17 protein-coding genes and 3 riboswitches are annotated in these 22,705 nt (G+C 72.4%); of the genes, 10 read left to right on the top strand and 7 right to left on the bottom strand.

Annotated features, from left to right (window positions below; all coding sequences use genetic code 11):
• The first annotated feature begins 188 nt into the window (after positions 1-188).
• The 4 genes from ACIHCL_RS14035 (at position 189) to ACIHCL_RS14020 (ending at position 4,876) form a co-directional block, all read left to right on the top strand.
• On the top strand, positions 189-1,649 hold the full coding sequence (locus ACIHCL_RS14035; RefSeq protein ID WP_399861124.1) for a GH1 family beta-glucosidase: 1,461 nt from the start codon (positions 189-191) through the stop codon (positions 1,647-1,649).
• Between the two features lie 233 nt (positions 1,650-1,882).
• Positions 1,883-2,914, top strand: a complete 1,032-nt coding sequence (locus ACIHCL_RS14030) for a LacI family DNA-binding transcriptional regulator (protein ID WP_399861123.1) — start codon at positions 1,883-1,885, stop codon at positions 2,912-2,914.
• A 268-nt stretch (positions 2,915-3,182) separates the two neighbouring features.
• Positions 3,183-4,208: an alcohol dehydrogenase gene (locus ACIHCL_RS14025; RefSeq protein ID WP_399861120.1), complete on the top strand. Its 1,026-nt coding sequence runs from the start codon at positions 3,183-3,185 to the stop codon at positions 4,206-4,208.
• A 29-nt stretch (positions 4,209-4,237) separates the two neighbouring features.
• Positions 4,238-4,876, top strand: a complete 639-nt coding sequence (locus ACIHCL_RS14020) for a GPP34 family phosphoprotein (RefSeq protein WP_399861118.1) — start codon at positions 4,238-4,240, stop codon at positions 4,874-4,876.
• A gap of 167 nt (positions 4,877-5,043) precedes the next feature.
• Here the strand turns inward: ACIHCL_RS14020 and ACIHCL_RS14015 are convergent, their stop codons facing one another.
• Genes ACIHCL_RS14015 through ACIHCL_RS13990 form a run of 6 tightly spaced genes read right to left on the bottom strand, consistent with a single transcriptional unit; the run spans position 5,044 to position 12,998 of the window.
• Complete coding sequence (locus tag ACIHCL_RS14015) at positions 5,044-5,535, bottom strand: DUF4430 domain-containing protein (RefSeq protein WP_399861115.1); 492 nt, start codon at positions 5,533-5,535, stop codon at positions 5,044-5,046.
• A gap of 43 nt (positions 5,536-5,578) precedes the next feature.
• Positions 5,579-6,409, bottom strand: coding sequence for an ECF transporter S component (locus ACIHCL_RS14010; RefSeq protein WP_399861113.1), 831 nt, complete (start codon positions 6,407-6,409; stop codon positions 5,579-5,581).
• On the bottom strand, positions 6,406-8,067 hold the full coding sequence (locus tag ACIHCL_RS14005; RefSeq protein WP_399861109.1) for an ABC transporter ATP-binding protein: 1,662 nt from the start codon (positions 8,065-8,067) through the stop codon (positions 6,406-6,408). The genes ACIHCL_RS14010 and ACIHCL_RS14005 overlap by 4 nt, the downstream gene beginning before the upstream one ends.
• Positions 8,064-9,251 carry an energy-coupling factor transporter transmembrane component T gene (locus ACIHCL_RS14000; RefSeq protein WP_399861237.1) on the bottom strand — a complete coding sequence of 396 codons (1,188 nt, stop codon included), beginning with the start codon at positions 9,249-9,251 and terminating at the stop codon, positions 8,064-8,066. The genes ACIHCL_RS14005 and ACIHCL_RS14000 overlap by 4 nt, the downstream gene beginning before the upstream one ends.
• 22 nt (positions 9,252-9,273) lie before the next feature.
• A complete protein-coding gene (locus tag ACIHCL_RS13995; RefSeq protein WP_399861106.1) occupies positions 9,274-10,206 on the bottom strand; it encodes a hypothetical protein in 933 nt (310 codons plus the stop codon).
• Entirely contained in the window at positions 10,203-12,998 is a 2,796-nt protein-coding gene (locus tag ACIHCL_RS13990; RefSeq protein WP_399861103.1) for a prenyltransferase/squalene oxidase repeat-containing protein, read from the bottom strand. Before ACIHCL_RS13990 ends, ACIHCL_RS13995 begins: the two co-directional genes overlap by 4 nt.
• Positions 12,999-13,103: 105 nt before the next feature.
• A riboswitch (cobalamin riboswitch) is annotated at positions 13,104-13,237 on the bottom strand.
• A gap of 96 nt (positions 13,238-13,333) precedes the next feature.
• A riboswitch (cobalamin riboswitch) is annotated at positions 13,334-13,413 on the top strand.
• Between the two features lie 129 nt (positions 13,414-13,542).
• Between ACIHCL_RS13990 and ACIHCL_RS13985 the strand changes: the two genes are divergently transcribed.
• The 6 genes from ACIHCL_RS13985 (at position 13,543) to ACIHCL_RS13960 (ending at position 21,009) form a co-directional block, all read left to right on the top strand.
• Entirely contained in the window at positions 13,543-14,955 is a 1,413-nt protein-coding gene (locus tag ACIHCL_RS13985; RefSeq protein WP_399861100.1) for a hypothetical protein, read from the top strand.
• Between the two features lie 214 nt (positions 14,956-15,169).
• A riboswitch (cobalamin riboswitch) is annotated at positions 15,170-15,368 on the top strand.
• Positions 15,369-15,619: 251 nt separating this feature from the next.
• Complete coding sequence (locus tag ACIHCL_RS13980) at positions 15,620-17,119, top strand: CoA-acylating methylmalonate-semialdehyde dehydrogenase (RefSeq protein WP_399861098.1); 1,500 nt, start codon at positions 15,620-15,622, stop codon at positions 17,117-17,119.
• 5 nt (positions 17,120-17,124) lie between these two features.
• On the top strand, positions 17,125-18,273 hold the full coding sequence (locus ACIHCL_RS13975) for an acyl-CoA dehydrogenase family protein (RefSeq protein ID WP_399861096.1): 1,149 nt from the start codon (positions 17,125-17,127) through the stop codon (positions 18,271-18,273).
• The gene (locus ACIHCL_RS13970) at positions 18,270-19,346 is read left to right on the top strand and encodes an enoyl-CoA hydratase/isomerase family protein (RefSeq protein WP_399861093.1); all 1,077 of its coding nucleotides are present in this window, start codon (positions 18,270-18,272) and stop codon (positions 19,344-19,346) included. Before ACIHCL_RS13975 ends, ACIHCL_RS13970 begins: the two co-directional genes overlap by 4 nt.
• Complete coding sequence (gene mmsB, locus ACIHCL_RS13965) at positions 19,343-20,230, top strand: 3-hydroxyisobutyrate dehydrogenase (RefSeq protein ID WP_399861090.1); 888 nt, start codon at positions 19,343-19,345, stop codon at positions 20,228-20,230. The genes ACIHCL_RS13970 and mmsB overlap by 4 nt, the downstream gene beginning before the upstream one ends.
• Entirely contained in the window at positions 20,227-21,009 is a 783-nt protein-coding gene (locus tag ACIHCL_RS13960; RefSeq protein ID WP_399861088.1) for an enoyl-CoA hydratase, read from the top strand. Before mmsB ends, ACIHCL_RS13960 begins: the two co-directional genes overlap by 4 nt.
• Before the next feature lie 143 nt (positions 21,010-21,152).
• Here the strand turns inward: ACIHCL_RS13960 and ACIHCL_RS13955 are convergent, their stop codons facing one another.
• A complete protein-coding gene (locus ACIHCL_RS13955) occupies positions 21,153-22,595 on the bottom strand; it encodes a short-chain fatty acyl-CoA regulator family protein (RefSeq protein WP_399861085.1) in 1,443 nt (480 codons plus the stop codon).
• Positions 22,596-22,705: the final 110 nt, after the last annotated feature.

Raw genomic sequence — 22,705 nt, 5'->3', positions numbered from 1 at the left:
GTGCCGCCCCCGCCCCTCCAGCGTGACCGGCCTCCCGCCACCGGCTCCTGGACCCGCCCCGCCACCCGCTCGAAATCCCGCCGCGAGAACTCGCCGCGAAATCCCGCCGCCTGAACCGGCCCCGAAACCGGGCTCCGCCCGCACAAGGGCCCACCACCCCGTCCGACCACTTCTGGGAGCGCTCCCAAATGACCGACGCACGACCCGGCACCAGCCCGAAGCAGGCCCCCGAGACCGCACAGTTCCCGCGTGGCTTCCTCTGGGGGTCGGCCACCTCCGCCTACCAGGTCGAAGGAGCCGTCGCCGAGGGCGGTCGCACCCCGTCCATCTGGGACACCTTCAGCCACACGCCCGGCAAGGTCCACGACGGGGAAACCGGCGATGTCGCCGTCGACCACTACCACCGCTACCAGGACGACGTGGCCCTGATGAAACGGCTCGGCCTGACGGCCTATCGCTTCTCCGTTTCCTGGTCCAGGGTGCAGCCCACCGGCCGCGGTCCGGCCGTGCAGCGTGGACTGGACTTCTATCGCGCGCTCGTCGACGAACTCCTCGAAGCCGGCATCATGCCCGTCGTCACCCTCTACCACTGGGACCTTCCCCAGGAGTTGGAGGACGCCGGCGGCTGGCCCCGGCGGGCGACCGCCGAGCGGTTCGCCGACTACGCCGGCCTCGTGGCCCGCGCCCTCGGCGACCGCGTCCCCACCTGGACCACCCTGAACGAGCCGTGGTGCTCGGCCTTCCTCGGCTACGGCTCGGGCGTACACGCCCCGGGGCGCACCGAACCGGACGCCGCGCTGCGCGCCGCCCACCACCTCAACCTCGCCCACGGCCGAGCTGTCGAAGCACTGCGCGACCACCTCCCCGCCACCGCGCGGATCTCGGTCTCCCTCAACCTCCACCAGGTCCGCCCGCTGACCGGCAGCGCGGCCGACGCGGACGCCGCCCGCCGGATCGACGCGGTGGGCAACCGGATCTTCACCGGTCCGATGCTGCGTGGGGCGTACCCCGAGGACCTGATCGCGGACACCGAGCACCTGGTGGACTGGTCCGCGCTCGTACGGGACGGCGACCTGGCGGCGATCTCCCGCCCCGTCGATGTTCTGGGCGTCAACTACTACACCCCGACCGTGGTCTCCACGCCCGCCCACGGCCGCGGTGACGCGCGCGACGACGGCCACGGCGACAGCGACCACTCCCCGTGGCCCGGCTCCGAACACGTCGCCTTCCACCTCGCCGAGGGCCCGCGGACCGCGATGAACTGGGCGATCGACCCGGACGGGCTGCACCGACTCCTCCTCGACGTCTCCCGGAACCACCCCGGACTTCCGCTGATGGTCACCGAGAACGGCGCCGCGTTCGACGACCAGCTCTCCTCCGAGGGCCGGGTCGACGACCCCGAGCGCATCGCCTACCTGCGCGGTCATCTCGACGCGGTGCGCCGGGCCGTGGCCGACGGCGCGGATGTCCGGGGCTACTTCCTGTGGTCCCTGATGGACAACTTCGAGTGGGCGTACGGGTACGCGAAGCGCTTCGGCGCCGTCCACGTCGACTACGCCACCCAGCGCCGGGTCCCCAAGGCAAGTGCCTACTGGTACGCCGACGTCATCCGCCACCATGCCCTGCCCCCGTGCCCCGACCCCGACTGAACCCGCCGCACCGGCCTGTGGGACCCGGCCACCGCGCCGGGCTCCCGCAGGCCGGTGCGTGACCGGTACGGACCGACCCGACCCGGCCGAGGCGTACACGACCCGCACCCCCGCCGCGATCGCCGGTCCGGCCCGGTCCACCTCCGTCCCTCTCCGCCGTTCCCGCCTCGTGGCGCCGGAACTTGGACCGGCCATCGCGACTGTGAGAAATTGACCGCGAACGGGAGGCAGCCATGGCGGCAGCGCGAGCACGGAGCGGCGGGCGGCCCACGCTCGAAGAGGTCGCGGCGCGGGCGGGAGTGGGGCGCGGCACGGTCTCACGGGTCATCAATGGCTCCCCACGGGTCAGCGCACGCACCCGGGAGGCGGTCGAGGCGGCCGTCGCGGAACTGGGCTACGTGCCCAACCGTGCCGCCCGCGCACTCGCCGGGAACCGTACCGACGCCATCGCGCTCGTCGTGCCCGAGTCGGAGGCCCGGTTCTTCACCGAGCCGTACTTCTCCGACATCGTGCGCGGGGTCGGAGCGGCGCTCGCCGACACCGACATGCAACTGCTGCTCACCTTCGTCGGCAACGACCGCGAGCGCCGGAAGCTGGCCCAGTACCTGACCGCGCACCGGGTCGACGGCGTACTGCTGGTGTCCGTCCACGCCGACGACCCGCTGCCGGATCAGTTGGAGCAACTCGGCATGCCCGCCGTGACGAGCGGTCCCCGCTCCGCCTCGGAGCCGCTCGCCTCGGTCGACTCGGACAACTTCGAAGGAGCCAGGACCGCCGTCGGCCATCTCGTCTCGCGGGGGCGTCGCACCATCGCCACGATCACGGGCCGACTGGACGTCTACGGCGCCCGGCGGCGACTCGACGGCTACCACGAGGCGATCGCCGCGGCCGGTCTCGCCCGCGACGAGGACCTGGTCGCCCCCGCCGACTTCACCGAGGAGGGCGGCGCCCGGGCCATGCGCGCCCTGCTCGCGCGGCGGCCCGGCATCGACGCGGTCTTCGCCGCCTCCGACGTCATGGCCGCGGGCGCCCGCCAGGTGCTGCGCGAGGCCGGGCGGCGCATCCCGGACGACGTGGCCCTGGTCGGCTTCGACGATTCGGCGGTGGCCCGTCACATGGACCCGGCGCTCACCAGCGTGCGCCAGCCGATCGAGGAGATGGGGCGCACCATGGCCCGGGTGTTGCTCCAGGAGATCGCCGGAGGGGGCCGGGAGCGCAGGCACATCGTGCTCCCGACCGAACTGATCGTCCGCGACTCCTCCTGACGGCCGCCGTCCGCCCGATGGAGCGCTTGACGGCGCGGTCGGGGCTGCAGGGCCCGCAGCCGGCCGCCCGTCGGGGCGGGGGCCGGGCCACCGCACGAAGCGGGTGGCGGAGGCGGAGCGCCCGGCCCGGTGAGGCTCGTCCGGTCCGTACGCCCGGCCCGGCTCGGGCGGTCAGGGCGGGCTGTCCGCCCGTTCGGCGCGCGCGATCGGGCGGGAGCTGATCTGCTGGAAGGCAAGCGTGTGTCGCGTACTTTCGGGAGTGGTCTGGATGAGTACGTATCGAGTCGCGCAGGTCGTCACGGCGGGCGGGCCGTTCGAGCTCGTCGAGCGTGAAGTACCGGAGCCGGGGCCCCGCCATGTGCGGATTGCCGTGGACGCCTGCGGCATCTGCCACAGCGACGCCCTCCTGGTGGACGCCGGGGTGCCCGGCGTACGGTTTCCGCTGGTGGCGGGCCATGAGATCGCGGGCCGCATCGAGGCGCTGGGTGAAGCGGCACAGGACAGCGGCTGGCAGGTCGGTGACCGGGTGGCCGTCGGCTGGTTCGGCGGTAGCTGCGGCCACTGCACCCCCTGCCGACAGGGTGATTTCATCGTGTGCGAGAACCTCAAGGTTCCCGGATGGGCGTACGACGGGGGCTTCGCGGAGACCGTGATCGCACCGATCGACGCCTTGGCCCGGATTCCGGACGCGCTGGCGGCGACCGACGCGGCGCCCATGGCGTGTGCGGGGGTGACCACGTACAACGGCCTGCGGCGCAGCTCCGCACGGCCGGGCGACCTCGTGGCCATCCTGGGCATCGGCGGCCTCGGCCACCTCGGGGTGAAGTACGCGGCCGCCATGGGCTTCGAGACCGTGGCCATCGCCCGCGGAGCCGGCAAGGCGGACTTCGCCAAGCAACTCGGTGCCCATCACTACGTCGACGCCACGGGGAGCACCGGCGTCGCGGACGCGCTGCAGGCGCTCGGTGGCGCCAAGGTCGTCCTGGCCACCGCCGCCAACGCCGACGCCATCACGGCGACCGTGGACGGGCTGGCGCACCGAGGGGAACTGGTGGTGATCGGTGTGGCACCCGAGCCGCTGGGAATCAGCCCGGTCCAGCTGCTCATGAGCGGCCGGGTCGTGCGCGGCCATCCGTCCGGCACCGCGCAGGACGTGCAGGACACCATGGCGTTCAGTGCGCTGCACGGGATCCGTCCGATGGTGGAGGTGGTGCCACTGAGCCGGGTCGAGGAGGGGTACCGGAAGATGATCGCGGGTGACGCCCGCTTCCGGATGGTGCTCGCCGACCACTGACAGGGCCACCTACCATGACCACGTCTACCATGACCACGTCACGAGATCTGTTGATCACCAGCCTGGACCAGGTGCCCGGCGGTCCTGTGGAGCAGGGCAAGCTGTCCCTCGCTCTCGCCGGGGCCGAGGTGATCGACCTGCTCGGCGCCCAGGCCGTCATGCTGGACGGCGATCGCATCGTGCCGGGCCACCTCCCGGCCCTGGCCGACCCCCTGTTGGATCGGGCCGCATCGTCGCTGGTCCGTGAGGCGCCCTACGAGTCGGTCGGCGACTGGCTGTGGCGCCGGGGCCGGGACCTCTCCGCGGCCTATCTGGCCGTCCTTGAGGCGGAGGGAAAGCTCAGCAGGCGACACCGTCGAGGGATGCCCTTCGGGGCAGGCCGGATCGTGCTGGCCGATTCACCGGACCGTCGCGATGCGGCGAACCGCTGGGCGGCGAGGGAACCCGTCCTGGCCGTCCTCGTGGCAGCCCTCGGAATCCATGGCGAGGGCGGGGAGGACGGCGAGGACGGGGAGGAATCGATCGGCTCCGCCGACTTCCCGAGCGTCGACGACGACGTCGTGGACACCGTGCTCGCCGCCGTCCACGACGCGCTGACACAACTGGAGGCCATGCGGCTGCGGCGCACCGTCGAGCAGGCCGCCTTCGACAACATCTGGCGAGGCTGATGACACGGGCTCCGGACGACGGCCGGGCAAGGGGCCCGGCCGTCGTCCGGGACGGTCGGAGCCCGGGTCGATCGCTGCCGGAACACGGTTGATCCGTGGTCGTTCGCCTCCCGGCGCGGGAGGCCGAGGAGCGTCCGTGTGCCGTGGGGGCGGACCTGCCGCAGCCCTCAGAAGGAGGTCCAGACGAACGAGACCTGGTCGCCGTTCCCTATCTCGAACTGGCAGCCGCCGACCGGCGTCGGAGTGCCGTTCACGGCGATGTTCCAGTACGCCGAGCCGCCGCCGCTGACGGCCTTGACGGTGTCGACGGTGAAGTCGTCGAAGGACGGGTACCAGGTGCCGTCCCAGGAGAAGCCGTTCCACTTCGCCGCGTGGTCCAGGGCGGCGGTCGGGGTCGGAACCTTCGAGGCGTGGGCGCCGCCGTTGGTGCCGTCGCACTTGTGGGTGCCGCCGGTGGCCGTGGTGACGTCATGGCCCCAGGTGAAGACCTTGCCCTGGAAGAGCAGACCGTCGGGACCCTGGACGGTGACGGTGACTCTCACCGGCAGGTTCGTGTACGAGGAGGCGTGCTGGTCCTGCGCGACCGCGGGGGTGGCGGACAGGGCGAGGCCGAGGGCCGCGGTGGTCACGGCGGCGCGGCGGAGCAGGGGCTGACGCATGGGAGTTCCTCTCGGAGAGTGGCAGTGGTGAGTGGTGCCTGGTTCATCCGACCGCGGCGCCCGAGCCCGTACCGCCGCGACGCGCGAAGCGGATCGGGGCCTGGAAGCGGGCCTTGCGGGCGGCGCGGCGGAAGACGGTGAGGACGGCGGGGCCGGCCAGAGTGATGCACACGAAGTTGGTGACGGCCCGGCCGGTGTCCCAGCCGAGCGAGGTGGCCAGGTCGAACGCCAGATAGCGCTGGAACTGCTCGGTGAAGGGCAGCCCCGGCAGGTACGCGATCGAGCTGTTCGGGTCCAGGGAGAAGGGCCAGAACGACAGATTGAGCAGGAAGCCGAAGAGGTAGCCGGAGAGCGAACCGTAGACGGCGAGCAGCAGGATCTCCCGGCGGCCCGTCGCCCGGGGCAGCAGCCCGGCGAGCATGCCGACGAAGGCGCAGCCGAACATCTGGTACGGCATCCACGGCCCGACCCCGCCGGTGATCAGGGCGGAGGCGAACAGCGAGGTGCAGCCGAGGGTGAAGCCGAAGCCGGGGCCGTAGACCCGGCCGGCGAGGACGAGGAGGAAGAAGACGGATTCGATTCCGGCCGTGCCCGCGCCCAGGGGACGGAGCGCGGCGTTCACCGCCGACAGGACTCCGAGCATGGCGAGCGCCTTGGAATTGATGCCGCCCTCGGCGATCTCGGAGATCACCACACACAGCACGATCACCAGCAACACGCCGAAGATCAGCGGTGGAGCGTAGTTCGAGCCGAACTTCCCCGGTGCCACGAGGAAGGGCCAGAAGAAGGCGACGACTCCGAGCAGAGCGGCCATCGTGATCACGAGGCCGGCCCGGGGGCCGATCCGGATGGCCGCGGCGGCGTGCCCGGTCATGAGGCCGAATCCGTTCCGGCGGCACCCTCCGAGAGGAGCACGGCCGCCTGGGCGACGGTGAGGCAGGGCAGTGGTGCGAGGATCTTCGCGGTCTGCGGGGCGAAGACCGGCGAGGCGACGATCACCTCGGTCGTGGGGCCGTCCGCGACGACATCGCCCTCGGCCATCACCACGACCCGGTCGGCGGCGCGGGCCACGAACTCGACGTCGTGCGTGGAGATCACGACGCTCCGGCCCTCGGCCGCCAGCTCGTCGACGATCCGGATGAGCTGGTCCTTGGCCCGGTAGTCCAGTCCCCGGGTGGGCTCGTCGAGAAGGAGGACTCGTGGCGCGGCGGCCAGTTGGACGGCCAGGACGAGCGCGAGCTTCTGGCCCTCGGAGAGGTCGCGTGGATGGGTGTCGTCGGCGATGCCCGGGGCGAGGCGGTCCAGCAGGGAGCGGGCCGACGTACCGGTCGCGGCCGTTGCGGATTCGATGTCGGCCTGGTCCAGTTCCTGCTTCACGGTCTCCAGGTACAGCAGGTCGGCGGGGGTCTGCGGCACCAGACCGACGCGTGTGCGGGCCTCGGCGGCCGGGAGCTTCTGCGGATCCGCGTCCCGGCCCGGCCCCGTGCCCGGTATCCGCACGGAGCCCGCCGTACGCGGCCCCGAGCCCTGGAGTGCCCACAGCAGGGAGGACTTGCCGGAGCCGTTGCGCCCCATGAGCGCGGTGATCTCGCCACCGCGCAGGACCAGGTCCACCTCGCGGACCGCCGGAACACCCCGGTAGGAGACGGTCACCCCGCGAGCGGTGAGCAGTTCGGGGCGGTCCTTCGCGAGAGCCGGGCGGGCGGGGCCCGGAGCCGTGCCCGCCAGCCGGGTGCGGAGCGGCGCCGCGGCGCGGCGGGCGTCGCGGATCGACAGGGGCAGCGGGAACCACCCGGCGGCACGCCCGAGTTCGACGATGGGGGGCGCGATGGACGTCGTACGGAAGACCTCGGCGGGCGAACCGGAGACCGCGCGCCCGTCGCCGGGGAGGTGGAGGACCCGGTCGGCGTACTGGACGACCCGCTCCAGACGGTGCTCGGCCAGCAGGACGGTGACGCCCAGGTCGTGGACGAGGCGGGTGACCGCCGCCAGGACCTCTTCGGCCGCGGCCGGGTCCAGCGCGGAGGTGGGCTCGTCCAGCACCAGGACGCGGGGGTGGGCGGTGAGGACGGAGCCGATGGCGACGCGCTGCTGCTGGCCGCCGGAAAGTTCGTGCAGGGCGCGGTGGCGCAGATCGGCGAGGCCCAGGAGGTCGAGCGTCTCCTCGACCCGCTTGCGCATGGTGGCCGGCGGGACCGCCAACTGTTCCATGGTGTAGGCGAGTTCCTCCTCGACGGTGTCCGTGACGAAGCCGTCGAGCGGATCCTGGCCCACGACGCCGACGACATCGGCCAGTTCGCGCGGAGGGTGGTCGGAGGTGTCCCGGCCGTCGACGACGACGCGGCCGTACAGCGTGCCGCCGGTGAAGTGCGGGACGAGGCCGTTGACCGCGCCCAGGAGGGTCGACTTGCCCACGCCGGTGTGTCCGACGACGAGGCAGAGCTCGCCCTCCTCCACCGTCAGGTTCACGTCCCGCAGAACGGGTTCGGCCGTGTCCTCGTACCGGACGGTGACCTGGTCGAAGACGATCACGTGACTTCCTCGGTGCGCTGGGCGGGGACGGGGACGGGGGCGGACTTCGGCGGACTCGGCGGAGGGGCGAGGAACCCGGCGGCGCCTGCGAGGAGGATGGCGGCCGCGGGCACGAGCGGGAGCGACGGCCAACTCAACGGATAGATGGACGGGTTCAGCTCGGCTGCGTCGAAACCGGTGTTGCCGAACAGCAGAACGGCCGACAGGACCCCGCACCCGGCGACCGCGCACTCCGGGAACCGCCAGGGGTCGGGCCGGTAGGCGGTGCGGGTGACGCGCCGCCCGCCGAGCCGGAGTCCCGCCACGCACAGCAGCGCGCCGATGCCCATGGCAGGCAGGCCCAGTGCCCTCGGCGCGGTCGCGTCCAGGAGGCCGTACGCACCCGTGCACAGTCCGCACATGCCGAGGAGCATCAGGACACCGGTGGCCTGTCGCGAGGCCCGAGTGGCCGACCCGGCTCTGCCGTACCCGCGCGAGTCCATGGCGGCCGCCAGACGCAGCGAGCGTTCCAGCGCGTCTTCGAGGACCGGCACCACGACGGCGCGCAGCGCGCGAAGCCCCTTGGCGCGTCCGGCCCGCAGCCTACGGGCCCGGTGCACGCGTTGAACGCTCTGCACCAGTTGGGGAGCGACACTGAGGGACACGGTGACGGCGACGCCGAGTTCGTACAGGGCGCCCGGCAGGATGCGCAGAGCGCGTTTGGGGTTGGCCAGGGTGTTCGCGGCGCCGATGCAGCACAACATGCAGGCGAGCCGGAGCCCGTCCGTCGCCGAGGAGAGCAGCGCCTCCAGCGAGACGGGGCCGCCGATCCGGATGCCGGCGTACCAGTCGGGGGTGGGGATGTGGGGGAGCGAGAAGAGGAGGTGGTCGTGAGGGGTGATGCCGGTGGCGAAGACCGCCCGGAAGACCACCCGGATCGCCACGACGGTGAGGGCCAGCCAGAGGTAGTACGCGAAGCCGCGGGCCCAGGGTGCCTCGGTGCGGCGCATGGAGACGACGTAGCCGAGGACCGCGAGGACGAGGAACAGCAGCAGCGGGTTGTTGGTACGGCTGACGGCGGTGGCCAGGGCCAGGGCCCAGATCCACCAGGCGACGGGGTGCAGGGTGCGGGGCAGCCTCCGGCCGCCCGTGTCCGCATCGGAGGCGGGCAGGGGCGGCTGAACGGGACTTGGAGGTCCGGGCAGGTGCGTGGCGCGGGTCACCCGGTCACTCCGCGCGGCGGCGCTTGGCCGCGTACCAGGCGCCGCCGCCGATGAGCAGGACGAGCGCTCCGGTCGCCGCGACGGGCAGGAAGGAGCCCGCATCGTGCCGAGCGTCGGTGGCGGGGGCCGCCTCGACGACGCGAGGCGCGGCGTCGCTTCCGGCCGGGGCCGCGGAGGAGGGGGCGGGGGCGGTGGGCGTCGCCGAAGTGTCGGCCGTCGGACTCGGCGGGGGTGTCGTCGTCGGGGACGGGGTCGGGGTGGTGCTCGGCGTGCGGGCCGAGTCGGTCCGCGGGGGCTGTTCGGGTCGCGGGCCGGTGCCGGTGCCCGGGGGCAGCGGCGGTGCGGTGCGGGTGTCCTGCGGCACCGGCCGGTCGCCGCCCGTCGGCCGGGTGTTGTGGGCGCGGAGCTGGTCGGGGGTGACGGTCGGGCGCCCCTCGGTGCCCTCGATGTTCGTGGCGCCGAAGATCCACAGGTCGACGCTGCCCGGCTTCGGCTTGTAGAGCATGGCGCCGAGCTGGCTGTAGGTCCAGGTGTTCTGGCCGGGGTCGGCGTGCCAGTACGACCAGTACGCGGAGGCCGGCGGCGTCAGGACGCAGTCGTCCTCGGCCGGGGTGGGGTACTGCTTCCCGCCCTGGTGGCCGCTGTAGCCGATGCGGCAGATGAAGGCGGGCCCGTCGTGACCGGTGCCCGTGGTGCGCCAGCCGCCCTGGTTGAGGAGCTCGTAGCCGGTGGTCGGGGTGGTCCCGCAGGAACGGTAGATGGGACCGCCCCAAGGGCCGAAGTCCACGGCGAGCACCGCGCCCGAGGTGGTCGTGCACTGCCCCATGGGCTGCGGGGCGGCTGCGACCGGGCCCGTGGTGGCGGCGAGCGCCGCCACGGTCAGGCCGAGCGCGGCGGCGGTCCGCCCGAGGGCGCGGCGGAGGGGCGGGAGGGTCACCGCCGCCCCCCGGCGGTGGTTCCCGCGTTCGTGCCCGCGGTCGTGCGGCGCTTGCGGGCGGCGCGGTTCATGGCGTAGCCGCCGAGTACGAGCAGCGCCGCGGCGGTGGCGAGGGCGGCCACCTGGGTGCCGGTGGCAGCGAGACCGCCGCCCCCGGCACCGTTGGCAATGCCCGTGCCGCCGTCCTCGCCGGGGGTGATGATCACCGGAGACGTCGTCGGGGACGGGCCCGCCGTGCCGCCGGGGGAGGGCTGCGGAGAGGTGCCGTCCAGGCTGCGGCTGAGCGTGCCGTAGGAGATGCCGGTGGTGCCCCCGAGCGCCTGGGTGGAGGCGCGGACGTCGGAGCCCCGCTGGCCGTCCTTGGCGATGTTGAACCCGCCGTCGGCGTTCTGCTGCGAGGCGAGGAAGGCCCGCGCCCTGGCGATGCGGTCCTGGTACTTCTCGGCGTCGAGGGACAGGCCCTGGACGCCGAGAGCGGCCGAGTTGACCGAATTGCCGGAGGCGCCGGGGAAGCCGCCATCGGGGTTCTGCTGGCTGGCGAGCCAGGTCAGTGCCTTGTCGACGGCTGTCTGCGAGGCCGCGTCCGGGAGGAGATCGAGGGCCATCGCGGCGACGGCGGTCGAGTCCACCTCGGCCGCGCTGGGCTCGCCAATCAGGCTGGGCCAGGCGCCGGACGACTCCTGAAGACTCTTCAGATAGGCGATCGCGTCGGCTGCCGGAGCCGACTCGTCCGCCCGGATCTGCGCGATCACGCCGAGCGACTGCGAGAAGACCGAACCGGCGTTGGTGTAGGCGCCCTTGCCCGCACAAGTCCTGTCCTTTCCGGGGGACTTGGCGGGGCAGACCGCCTTGGCGAGCCCGGCTATCAGGTCTTGTCCGCCGAAGTCCCGCGGGTCGCGGCCCACGGCCTCGGCGAGCAGCGCCGTCTTGCCGAGCGAGCCGCCGCCCGCGTGCGGCGTGCCGATACCGGTCCACGCGTGGACGTCGCGTCCGGTGCCGTCCTTGCCGCCCTTGTCGAGGAAGTCCACGAGGGCGCGCAGGGCGTTGTCGTCGGTGCCGGTGGCGACCAGCGCGTAGGCGCCGTCGATGGTGAGGCCGAAGTCGGCGAAGCCGCTGCCGGGCCCGCTCTCGTAGTAGTGGCCCTGGATCAGACGGGTGCGGTCGGTCAGGTAGGCCGTGCCCTTCCGCAGGTCCGGGGAGGGACCGGGGGGTGCGGTCGGGCCGGTCGTCGGCTTCGTGGGCGTCGGGGTCGGTGCGGGCTTCGGACCGGTCAGTGTCACCAGGTCGCTCTTCGCGCCCGCGAGGACGGCCGGACCGGTGGCGGAGATCAGCGCGGGGTCGGTCGTACCCTCCTCGAACGCGAAGCCTCCGTCGGGCATCTGCTCCCTGGACAGCCAGGACACCGCGGCGTCGGCCCGGGCCGTGTCGCCGAGGGCACGCATGGCCTGGGCGGCCAGACCGGTGGCGTACGCGCTGCCCGTGGTGTTGTACGAGACGGACGGCCAGGCCCCTGTCGACTGCTGGGTCTTGCGCAGATAGGCGCGCGCCTCGGCGACCTCGGCCGCATGACCGCCGGCCGCCTGGAGCGTCAGGGTGGCCAGGCCGGTGGCACCGGCCTCGCTGTCGCACCAGCCTCCGGGTTCGAGCAGCATGCTGGTGAAGCCGCCGTCGTCGCACTGGAGCGCGGCGAGCCGGGTGACCGCGTCGGCCGGGGGCCGTACCCCGCCGCTCAGTAGGGTGATCACGGCGAGCGCCTGGCCCTCGGCCTGGCCCGCCGTGCGGAAGTCGCCCTTGGTGACGCAGCCGGGCACCGGTTCTGGCGCGTCCGAACCGCTCCGGCAGACGTTCTGCACGAGGTCGTCGAGGAGGTCGTGCCCGCCGAAGGCGCGCGGGTCCCGGCCGGTGGCCTGAGCCACCAGGGCGAGCCGGGCGGCCGCCGTCGCGTCGGGAGCCTTCTCCTCGCCCTCCGGGTAGAGGTACGCGTCGGTGTTCTCGGGGCGGTCGAGGAAGGCGGCGGCCGTGCGGGCCGCCGGGTTCTTGGCGTCGATCGCGGCCAGGGCCAGGACGACCTCCGTGGTCGCCTGGTGGTTGCGGTACACGCTGGGCTGATCGACGACCTGTTCGCCGTCCTTGAGTCTGTCGGTCAGCCAGCGGGTGGCGGCGTCCAACTCGACCTTCCCCGGCGGGACCTGCGGCGCGGACGGGTCCGGTTCGGGCGTCGTGGCGCCCGCGCGGACCTCGTCCGGGGTGAACCCGGGCCGGCCCCGGGTGCCGCCGATGTCGGTGGCGCCGAACACCCAGGCGTCCACATCACCCGGCTTCGGGGTCCGCGCCATCGCGCCGAGCGGGCTGTAGGTCCAGTTCTTCTGGCCGGGAGAGGCGATCCAGTACGACCAGTACGCGGTGGCCGGCGGGGTGATGCGGCACTCCTCCGCCGCCGAAGTGGGATATTGCGCACCGGAGTTGAAAGATCCGTGCCCGATCCGGCAGATGAACGCCGGGCCGTCCTTGACCGTTCCCTCGGTGGTGAAACCGGCCTCGTGGAGAAGCTCGTAGCCGGTGGTGGGGGTGGCGTCGCAGCCACGTACCACACCGCCGCCGAAGGGGCCGAAATCGACTGCCACGATCGCGCCGGCCGTGGCCGTGCACTTCTCGATGGGGTCGGCGCTCGCGGGCGGGGCCGGTGTGACGAAGGCCGCCGCGGCACCGGAGAGGAGCAGGCCCGCGGTCAGCAGGGACAGCAGCCGTCGCCTGGTGTTCGTACGCCGCCTCGCCAACTGCTCGGTTGCCACGGCCCCCTCGTCTCTGCCGGGCGGCCGGGTGCGTGGCGATGCGCCCCCGCACGGAGACGCCGTGGGGAGGCGGTGACGACCACGCCGCAATCCGCGACGGCGTTCTGTGCTCGTTCACCCGGCACCAGGCAATCCGGCTCGCCCGGGACGGTACCGGGCCTACGGCTGCGGGTCAGCGCCGGAATTGGACCGGCTTCCCCTGGAGCTGAGTGCTTTTCAGCGCGAATGGAACACCGATCCGGACGGGGCGTCAAGACCGCCCGCGGCTCACCGGCCGTGCTTCCGGCACTACCGCTGGCGGTGCGCGGGGCGCTCGGGTAGCGTCCCAACTCGCCTGATGGGGGAACCCGGTGGGAATCCGGGACTGACGCGCAGCGGTGTGGAACGGCGCAAGCCGTCCCGAGTCCGAATGCCCGGACGGCGACACGACAGGAAGCCGTACCACGCGACTTCGGACGGCGGCCCCCCGGCTTCTCCCCGTGCCGCCCCGGCACGGCGGCCCGCGCCGGGAGCGGTCGGCGTCCGCCGACCTCAGGAGCAGGCCATGCCCCGTACTCGAACCACCCGGCGTCTCGCGCTCACGATGCCGGTGACCCTCGGCGCGTTCGCCCTCACCGTCCTGCCCGCATCGGCGACCTCCACCCCGGCACAGCTCGCCGCGGCGAAGACGAACGGCGTCGCCTATCTGAAAACCCTTCAGGCGGCGGACGGTTCGTACGCCGGATCCGGTCTCTCCAACGAGTGGGCGTTCAGCGCCTTCGCTGCCGCCGGTACGGCCGTCGTCGACGTGGCCCCAGGTGGTGACACCACGAAGAACGCACGCACCGTCTACCGCAACCTGCTCGCCACGTCCGGCTGGCCGTCGGCCGCTCCGGTCGTCACCGACTACGAGCGCGGCACCCTCAACGCGTACGCCGCGGGCGTCGACCCGGCCAGAGTCTCCGCCTCCCGCAATCTCATAGCCGACATCTACGGCTACTGGCAGACCGCGGAACCCGGCTACTTCGGCCCGCCCTCGAACTTCAACGGCACCGTCTTCGCCGCTCTGGCCCTCGGCGGCGCGCGGACCCAGGCCGGCGGAGCCCGCGTCCCCCAGACTCTGACCGACGCGCTCGTCGTCAAGCTCCGCGCCAACCAGCACAACGACGGCGGCTGGACCTACCAGAAGGTCGAGGGCGACCCCGCCGCCCTCAACACGGCCAGTGACATCGACATGACGGGCGCCGCCCTCGCCGCACTGTGCACCTCGGGCGTGCCGAACACCGACACCGGCGTCGTCAAGGCGAAGAACTTCCTCAAGGGCAAGCTGATCGCCACCACCGGTGCCTTCAACTCCCTCTACGGCGTGAACACCAGCTCCAACGGCTGGGCGGTCGCCGGCCTCAACGCCTGCGGCATCGACCCGCAGTCCGCCGACTTCACCACGGTCAATGACAAGACTCCGATCGACTTCCTCATTGCCAACCAGTACAACCCGGGCGGCGGGTTCAAGTACAAGCCCAGCGACAGCGCCCCCTCCGCCTACGCCTCCATCGATGCTCTCCGGGCCGTCGTCGGCGGCGGCTTCACGAGCGCACCGGCCGTCCCGGTCACCCCTGGCGCCCCCCAGTGGGTCGCGCAGAGCGCCTTCACCGTCGGCACGGCCACCAAGTTGGCCCTTACCGTCGATGACGGAACGGGCAACCTCAAGGTCTGCTCGGTCTCCTTCACGCCCACCGGGACCACGACCACCCTCGGGGCCGTCCTCGACGCGGCGACCAACGCGGCCACGCCGTCCGGCTGCGTCACGGGCGTCAGCCCTTCGTCCGGCAGCGGCACCGTGACCGCCGTCAACGGCAAGGCCAACAGCGGGTCCCAGACCTGGAAGGTGAGCGTCGACGGATCGGCGTTCGCGGGAGCGACCCGAGAGAAGCCGATCAACGTCGGCGACACCATCGCGCTGCGCTGGGGCGCGTGACCTGCGGCGGGCCGACCGCCTCCTGCCGCCGCGTCGCTCCGGTCCGCCGACGGACCGGAGCGACGCGGCGCCTCAAGACGACCCAGGAGCCCGGAGGCCACGTCTTCGCGGTGTTTCGGGACACGGTCCGGCCGTCGCGGACCACCCGGGGCACGCAACGGGCCTTTCCGGGGAGACGCCGATTCGACGCGGTCAGGGAGCCTGGTGGACTTACTAGGACGTCCAACTATATGGTCCCGGTACAAGGCCCGCGGTGCAGGGAAGCCGGTGTGAATCCGGCACGGTCCCGCCACTGTGACCGGGGAGCGTGCGTTCCAGCAGCAGGAGCCACTGGCGGAGGGATCCGCCGGGAAGGCCGGGACGCGGGCAGTGATCCGGGAGTCAGGATACCGGCCGCGGGTTGTTCCGTGTTTTCCACGAGGATGGAGCAGACACGCATGGCACCGGCCCGTATCCATGGTCCAGGCGATCCGGCGGAGAGACCGCGCCCGGAACGGCGCGATTAGCGCCGCTCCTGGCACTAGTGCCGTGACCGGCAGTAGTCCTTCGACGGCCCCGTGCCCTCGCGTCCCACGGCAGGCTCCCGCGCGCCCGCACCCGACCGGTGCCGGTGCGCCGCCTCGCCGTGCCGTCCCTGGATCTCACCTGACGAGAGCAGGCTTCCATGGTCCGTGAACTGACACATTTCATCGGCGGCAAGCACACCGCCGGCACGTCCGGGCGGTTCTCCGACGTGTACGACCCCAACACCGGAGACATCCGGGCCCGCGTCCCCCTCGCGGCAGAGGACGAGGTACGCGCGGCCATCGCCGACGCAGTCGAGGCCCAGGCGGCCTGGGCCGAGTGGAACCCGCAGCGCCGCGCCCGCGTGCTGCTGCGCTTCCTCCAACTCGTGGAGGAGGAGAAGGACGGCCTCGCCCGGCTGCTGTCCTGCGAGCACGGCAAGACCGTCGCCGACGCGCACGGGGACATCCAGCGCGGCCTGGAGGTGGTCGAGTTCGCCGCAGGGGTGCCCCACCTCATCAAGGGCGAGTTCACCGACAACGCCGGCACCGGAATCGACGTGCACTCACTGCGATCCCCACTGGGCGTCGTCGCCGGCATCACCCCCTTCAACTTCCCCGCGATGATTCCGCTCTGGCAGGCCGCACCCGCACTGGCCTGCGGCAACGCCTTCGTCCTCAAGCCGTCCGAGCGCGACCCGTCCGTGCCGCTGCGGCTCGCCGAGCTCTTCCTGGAGGCCGGCCTTCCGCCCGGCGTCCTCAACGTCGTCAACGGCGACAAGGAGGCCGTCGACACCCTGCTGGAGGACCCGCGCGTCCAGGCCCTCGGCTTCGTCGGCTCCACCCCGATCGCCGCGCACATCTACGCCGCGGCCGCCGCCCACGGCAAGCGCGCCCAGTGCTTCGGCGGCGCCAAGAACCACATGATCGTCATGCCCGACGCCGACCTCGACCAGGCCGTGGAGGCGCTCATCGGCGCCGGTTACGGCTCCGCCGGCGAGCGCTGCATGGCGATCTCCGTCGCCGTCCCCGTCGGCGAGGAGACCGCCGACGCCCTCGTCGCCGCGCTCAAGGAGCGCATCGCCACCCTCCGCATCGGCCGCTCCGACGACCCGGACGCGGACTTCGGCCCGCTGGTCAGCCGGGACGCCGTGCAGCGGGTGCGCCGCTACGTGGACATCGGCGTCACGGAGGGAGCCGAACTCGTCGTCGACGGACGGGACTTCACCCTCGCCGGGCACGAGGACGGCTTCTTCACCGGCGCCTCCCTCTTCGACCGGGTCACCCCCGCCATGCGCGTCTACCGCGAAGAGATCTTCGGCCCCGTACTCTCGGTGGTCCGCGCCGCCGACTACGAGGAAGCGCTACGGCTGCCCAGCGAGCACCCGTACGGCAACGGCGTCGCGATCTTCACACGCGACGGCGACACCGCACGCGACTTCGCCCGCCGCGTCAACACCGGCATGATCGGCGTCAACGTGCCCATCCCGGTGCCCGTCGCCTATCACACCTTCGGCGGCTGGAAGCGTTCCGGCTTCGGCGACCTGAACCAGCACGGACCGGACTCCATCCGCTTCTACACCCGCACCAAGACCGTCACTTCGCGCTGGCCCTCCGGGATCAAGGAGAACGCGAGCTTCACCATGCCCACGATGGGGTGAACACCATGACCACGAGCACCCTGACCGAGGACCAGCTGGCCCTCGCCGAGGTAACCCTCGACTTCGCCCAGGAACACCTCGCCCCGCACGCCGTCGACTGGGACCAGGAGAAGCACTTTCCGGCCGACGTCCTGCGCCACGCCGCCGATCTCGGACTCGCCGGCGTCTACGTCCGCGAGGAACACGGCGGCTCCGGCCTCACCCGCGCGGACGGAGTGGTCGTCTTCGAGGTCCTCGCCACCGGCTGCCCCTCCATCGCCGGCTACCTCTCCATCCACAACATGGTCGGCTGGATGATCGACCACTACGGGAGCCCCGCCCAGCGCGCCCGCTGGCTGCCCACCCTGTGCACCGCCGAGTCCCTGGGCAGCTACTGCCTCACCGAACCCGGGGCCGGCTCCGACGCCGCCGCCCTGCGCACCCGCGCCGAGCGCGACGGTGACACCTATGTCCTCACCGGCGTCAAACAGTTCATCTCCGGAGCAGGCACATCCGATGTCTACCTCGTGATGGCGCGAACCGGGGGAGACGGGCCGGACGGCATTTCCGCCTTCGTCGTCGAGCGCGACGACCCCGGCCTGTCGTTCGGCGTGAACGAGCGGAAGATGGGCTGGAACGCCCAGCCCACCCGCCAGGTGATCCTCGACGGCGTCCGGCTGCCCGCGGACCGCAGGCTGGGCGCCGAGGGAGACGGCTTCCGCATCGCCATGAGCGGGCTCAACGGCGGCCGGCTCGGCATCGCCGCCTGCTCCCTCGGCGGCGCCCGCAGCGCCCTGGACCGCAGCCTGACCCACCTCGCCGACCGGGAGGCGTTCGGGCAGCGTCTGCTCGACGCCCCGGCGTTGCGCTTCCGTCTCGCCGACATGGCGACCGAACTGACGGCCGCGCGCGCCCTGGTCCAGCAGGCCGCCCAGGCACTCGACCGCGGTGACCCACAGGCGCCGTACCTGTGCGCGATGGCCAAGCGGTTCGCCACCGACACCGGGTACGCGGTCGCCGACCGCGCCCTGCAACTCCACGGCGGCTACGGCTACCTCAGCGAGTACGGCATCGAGAAGATCGTCCGCGACCTTCGGGTCCACCAGATCCTGGAAGGAACCAACGAGATCATGCGCGTCATCGTGGCCCGCGGCCTGACGGAGGCGTTCGGATGACCGCCACCCGGGAACCCGTCCTGCTGCACCGCACCGGACGGGCCGCGCACATCACCCTCAACCGGCCGAGGGCGCTGAACGCGCTGTCGCACGAGATGGTGCTGTGCATCGCCGAAGCCCTGACCGAATGGGAGCACGACCCGGCCGTCGAAACCGTGGTCATCACCGGTGCCGGGGACCGCGGCCTGTGCGCGGGCGGAGACATCCGGACCATCCATGACGACGCCCGCACCGGCGACGGCACCGCCTCGGCCGCCTTCTGGCGCGACGAGTACCGCCTCAACGCCCGCATCGCCCGCTACCCGAAGCCCTATGTCGCCCTCATGGACGGCATCGTCATGGGCGGCGGCGTCGGTGTCTCCGCGCACGGCAGCGTCCGCATCGTCACCGAACGGTCCCGGATCGCCATGCCGGAGACCGGTATCGGCTTCGTCCCCGACGTCGGCGGCACCTATCTGCTCGCCCTCGCACCCGGCGAACTGGGCACCCATCTCGCGCTGACCGGAGCGCCGATCAGCGCCGCGGACGCGCTGTTGTGCGGGCTCGCCGACCACTACGTACCGTCGGACGAGCTCCCTCGGCTCGTCGCCGACCTCGCCGATCTGCCCGTGCACGAGGCGCTCACCCGGCACACGCGCCCGGCTCCCGAGGGTGAACTCGCCGACCGCCGGGAATGGATCGACGCCTGCTACGCCGCCGACACGGTCGAGGAGATCGTCCAACGGCTGCTCGCGCACGGCGGCACGGCCGCGAGCGAGACGGCCCGGACCCTGCTCACCAAATCGCCCACCGCCCTGAAGGTCACCCTGGAGGCCCTTCGCCGCGCGCGCGGGCTCGGACCGCTCGAAGCGGTCCTGGACCAGGAGTACCGCGTCTCCTGCGCCGTCCTTGCCACCGACGACCTGGTGGAAGGCATCCGCGCCCAGGTCATCGACAAGGACCGCGACCCGCGCTGGTCCCCGGGCACCCTCGCCGAGGTCACCGACGCCGACGTGGAGCGCTTCTTCACCCCGCTCGGCGAGCGCGAACTCGGGCTCGCCACACCCGACACCACCCAGGAGGTGGCCTGGTGAGCCGTACCGTCGCGTTCATCGGACTCGGACACATGGGCGGCCCCATGGCCGCCAACCTCGTCAAGGCCGGCCACCGGGTGCGCGGCTACGACCTCGTGGTCACGCCCGGCCCGGGTCTGGAGCCCGCCGCCTCCGCCGCGGACGCCGTCGCGGACGCGGACGCGGACGTCGTGATCAGCATGCTGCCCGCCGGCCGCCATGTCCTCGGGCTCTACGACGAGATCCTTCCCGCCGCTCGCCCGGGCACCCTCTTCGTCGACTGCTCCACCATCGACGTCGCCGATGCCCGCACCGCCCATGAGCGTGCCGCCGCGGCCGGGATGCGGGCCCTGGACGCCCCGGTCTCCGGCGGTGTCGTCGGCGCCGAGGCCGCCGGCCTCACCTTCATGGCCGGTGGGGGAGAGGAGGAGTTCGCCGAGGCGCTTCCCCTGCTGGAGGTGATGGGCAGGAAGGCGGTCCACTGCGGTGGGGCCGGCGCAGGTCAGGCCGCCAAGATCTGCAACAACATGATCCTCGGCGTCTCCATGATCGCCGTCAGCGAGGCTTTCGTCCTCGGCGAGAGCCTCGGCCTGTCCCACCAGTCCCTGTACGACGTGGCCTCGGCGGCCTCGGGCCAGTGCTGGGCGCTCAGCGTCAACTGCCCGGTGCCCGGTCCGGTCCCGGCCAGCCCGGCCAATCGTGACTACCGGCCGGGCTTCGCCGCCTCCCTCATGGCCAAGGACCTGGGCCTGGCGGCGAACGCGGTCCGAGCCGCCGGAGTGAACGCCGAACTCGGCCTGCGGGCAGCCGAGTTGTATGCCGTCTACGCCGAACGGGTCGGAGCGGCGGAGGACTTCTCCGGCATCGTACGAACCATCCGGGACCAGAACGAGGAGCAGTCATGACCCTGGCCGATCACGAGACGATCCGCGTCGAGCGCAAGGGCCGTACCGCCCTGCTCACGCTCAACCGTCCGAAGGCCCTCAACGCGCTGAACCTCCAGGTCATGAACGAGGTCGTCGCCGCCACCGAGGCCCTGGACCGGGACCCGGACTGCGGCTGTGTGGTGATCACCGGGTCGGCGAAGGCGTTCGCGGCCGGCGCCGACATCAAGGAGATGCAGCCGCAGGGGTACATGGACATGTACCTCGCCGACTGGTTCGCGGCCTGGGACCGGCTGGGGCAGTTGCGCACCCCGACCGTGGCGGCGGTCGCCGGGTACGCGCTCGGCGGTGGCTGCGAGCTGGCCATGCTGTGCGACATCCTGCTCGCCGCCGACACCGCCGTCTTCGGCCAGCCCGAGATCAAACTCGGCGTGATCCCCGGCATCGGCGGCTCCCAGAGGCTGACGCGCGCCGTCGGCAAGGCCAAGGCCATGGAGATGTGCCTGACCGGACGCACCATGGACGCGGTCGAGGCCGAGCGCAGCGGGCTCGTCTCCCGTGTGGTGCCCGCCGACGAACTTCTCACCGAGGCCCTCGCGGTGGCCGAGACCGTGGCGGGCATGTCGCTGCCGGTCGCGATGATGGCCAAGGAGGCCGTCGGCCGGGCCTTCGAGACGACCCTCGTCGAAGGCGTTCGCTTCGAACGCCGCCTGTTCCACGCGGTATTCGCCACCGCGGACCAGAAGGAGGGCATGAGCGCCTTCGTCGACAAACGTCCCGCCGAATTCCGGCACCGCTGAACTCCTTGAGCCTCCCGCACACCGCGGGGTGATCGGTCCACACCTTCGTGGCCGGGCCGCCGTCCCGCACTCCGTGCGGGACGGTCAACCGGCCGTCGGCACCGGCGAGTTCCCCGGGCGGGGCCGGATGGCGCAGCGTGCCGTCATCGGCCGCCGGTCTCCACCGGGTAGGGAACGTACGCCCGCCGGTCGGGGTCGACGGCCAGTCGGCCGCCGGCCGGTGGCCGGGCCCGCTGCGCGCAATCGCGGCGCTCGCAGATCCGGCAGCCCAGGCCGATCGGGGTGGCGGCGCGGGGATCGTCCAGGGCGATCCCCGCGGCGTAGACGAGCCGGTGCGCGTGCCGCAGTTCGCAGCCGAGGGCCACGGCGAATTCGGCACGCGGGGCGTGATGGCCGTAGCCGCCGCGGGTGATGGTCCGCGCGACCCAGAAGTACCGCTTCCCGTCCGGCATTTCGGCGACCTGGGTCAGTATCCGGCCGGGTGCGGAGAACGCCTCGTAGACGGTCCACAGCGGGCATGTGCCGCCGAGCCGGGAGAAGTGGAAGTCGGTCGCGGACTGCCGTTTGGAGATGTTCCCGGCACGGTCGACCCGCAGGAAGGAGAAGGGAACGCCCCGCCGTCCGGTGCGCTGGAGGGTGCTCAGCCGGTGGCAGACGGTTTCGAAGCCGACGCCGAAGCGGGCCGACAGCAGCTCGATGTCGTAGCGCACCTCCTCGGCCGTGGTGTGGAACGCGGTGTACGGCATGAGGAGCGCGCCCGCGAAGTAGTTCGCCAGTCCGATGCGGGCCAGCGCCGGTGACTGCGGTGAGGTGAGTTCCGCAGCGCTGTCGGCGAGCCGGGCGAGCAGCCGGGCGTGTTCCAGCAGGGCGAGCTGGGTGGCGAGCTGGAAGGCGCGCTGGCCGTCACTGAGCCAGGGGGAGAGGAACAGCAGCCCGCTGTCCGGGTCGAAGCGCCGGGCATCGGCGGACCGGCCGGCTGGGGCCCGCACCACCCGCACCGCGTGCCGCTCGGCGAGACGCGCGGCAAGCGGATCGGCCGTGCGGCCCGGCCGCAGCTCCAGGGCCTCGGCGATCCGTTCCGCCTCGGTCTCCAGGGGAGCGAAGTGGTTGTGGTGGGCGTAGAAGAAGTCCCGGACCTCGTCGTGCGGCTCGCCCGGAGGCAGCAGCGCACCAGCCGATTCCGGGGAGCCGAGGGCGGCGGCCTGCTCGGCCGCGTCCCGGTAGCGGTGGTGCAGGGCGACCAGGGCGCGGGCCACCGCCGGGTGGTCGCGGGCGGCCTCGGCGATCTCCTCGGGCGCGGGCAGTTCCACCCCGCAGGCCTCGTCGGTGAGCGCGGCCCGCAGATCGGTGGCGAGCCGGTCCTCCGCCGCCTCGGAGAAGAACTCGGCGTCGACCCCGAAGACCTCGGCGATCCGCAGCAGCACGGGCGCGGTCAACGGGCGCTGGCTCTGTTCGAGCTGGTTGGCATAGCTGGTGGAGATGCCGAGGGCCTGCGCCATGGTGCTCTGGTTCATGCCGTGCTCCCGGCGCAGCCGGCGCAGCTTGGCGTGAGCGTAGACCTTCCGCCCGGTCGGTTGCCTGGCCATGGACCCGTACCTCCTCGTGGTCCCCGATCACGGGTCTGCCTTCCTGCGAACATAGCATCCGCAGAATTCGCAGCATTCGCAGATTCACAGCGTCGCGGTGTACGGATTCC

Origin of the sequence: Streptomyces sp. NPDC052042 (assembly GCF_044548345.1) — a bacterium.
Taxonomy (GTDB): Bacteria; Actinomycetota; Actinomycetes; order Streptomycetales; family Streptomycetaceae; genus Streptomyces.
Note: the sequence above shows the minus strand (reverse complement) of the source record. Positions and strands in the feature narration are given on the sequence as shown.

Bases quoted from the DNA above. Each gene is read 5' to 3' on its own strand.
- ACIHCL_RS14035 (WP_399861124.1), top strand. From the start codon at position 189: ATGACCGACGCACGACCCGGCACCAGCCCGAAGCAGGCCCCCGAGACC.
- ACIHCL_RS14030 (WP_399861123.1), top strand. From the start codon at position 1,883: ATGGCGGCAGCGCGAGCACGGAGCGGCGGGCGGCCCACGCTCGAAGAG.
- ACIHCL_RS14025 (WP_399861120.1), top strand. From the start codon at position 3,183: ATGAGTACGTATCGAGTCGCGCAGGTCGTCACGGCGGGCGGGCCGTTC.
- ACIHCL_RS14020 (WP_399861118.1), top strand. From the start codon at position 4,238: ATGACCACGTCACGAGATCTGTTGATCACCAGCCTGGACCAGGTGCCC.
- ACIHCL_RS14015 (WP_399861115.1), bottom strand. From the start codon at position 5,535: ATGCGTCAGCCCCTGCTCCGCCGCGCCGCCGTGACCACCGCGGCCCTC.
- ACIHCL_RS14010 (WP_399861113.1), bottom strand. From the start codon at position 6,409: ATGACCGGGCACGCCGCCGCGGCCATCCGGATCGGCCCCCGGGCCGGC.
- ACIHCL_RS13985 (WP_399861100.1), top strand. From the start codon at position 13,543: ATGCCCCGTACTCGAACCACCCGGCGTCTCGCGCTCACGATGCCGGTG.
- ACIHCL_RS13980 (WP_399861098.1), top strand. From the start codon at position 15,620: ATGGTCCGTGAACTGACACATTTCATCGGCGGCAAGCACACCGCCGGC.
- ACIHCL_RS13975 (WP_399861096.1), top strand. From the start codon at position 17,125: ATGACCACGAGCACCCTGACCGAGGACCAGCTGGCCCTCGCCGAGGTA.
- ACIHCL_RS13970 (WP_399861093.1), top strand. From the start codon at position 18,270: ATGACCGCCACCCGGGAACCCGTCCTGCTGCACCGCACCGGACGGGCC.
- ACIHCL_RS13960 (WP_399861088.1), top strand. From the start codon at position 20,227: ATGACCCTGGCCGATCACGAGACGATCCGCGTCGAGCGCAAGGGCCGT.
- ACIHCL_RS13955 (WP_399861085.1), bottom strand. From the start codon at position 22,595: ATGGCCAGGCAACCGACCGGGCGGAAGGTCTACGCTCACGCCAAGCTG.